This is a genomic window from Actinomyces sp. S6-Spd3 (genome assembly GCF_000758755.1).
In the GTDB taxonomy this organism is placed as follows: Bacteria; Actinomycetota; Actinomycetes; order Actinomycetales; family Actinomycetaceae; genus Pauljensenia.
In genome coordinates this window covers 1-705 of the sequence record NZ_JRMV01000222.1, presented here as the reverse complement: position 1 = coordinate 705, position 705 = coordinate 1, and the positions used below count along the sequence as shown (strand labels likewise).

Here is a 705-nt window from a genome sequence, read left to right as displayed (position 1 = left end):
GTTACCACCGCCGTTTACTGGGGCTTAACTTCAAACCTTCACCCCACAAGGGGTTGAGCCTTCCGCTTAACCTTCCAGCACCGGGCAGGCGTCAGTGCGTATACATCGCCTTAGGGCTTCGCACACACCTATGTTTTTAGTAAACAGTCGCTTCTTCCAAATCACTGCGACCACACCCAAACAAAAACCAGAAAAACAGTACTTGTCCGGGCCTGGTCCCCCTTATCCCGAAGTTACGGGGGCATTTTGCCGAGTTCCTTAACCATGATTCACTCGCACGCCTTAGTATACTCTACCTAACTACCTGAGTCGGTTTAGGGTACGGGCGGTCATTCTCTAACGTCGAGGCTTTTCTAGACAGCACAGGCACACCAATAACCACCACTATAAGTGGCAGTCCCATCAGCCCTCACCCACGTCATTAAAGACAGCACACCGGATTTACCTAGCATGCGGGCCACAACCTTAGACTGGCACAACCACCGGCCAGCATCAGCTACCCTACTGCGTCACCCCTGTTAACACGCTTGCCTACCCAAGAAGGGACCCCAAGACCACTAGGTGGTAAAACCCGAAGGAATCACCACCATCACGGCGTTGGTTAGCACAACTTTGTCAGCACTGGACAAGAAAAAACCGGTACCAGAATATCAACTGGTCATCCATCGACTACGCCTGTCGGCCTCGCCTTAGGACCCGACTAAC

General features: G+C 52.5%; 1 rRNA gene. It reads right to left on the bottom strand.

Features of this window, described 5'->3' with window-relative positions:
- A 23S ribosomal RNA gene (locus tag HMPREF1627_RS01860) occupies nucleotides 1-705 on the bottom strand; the annotation flags it as partial.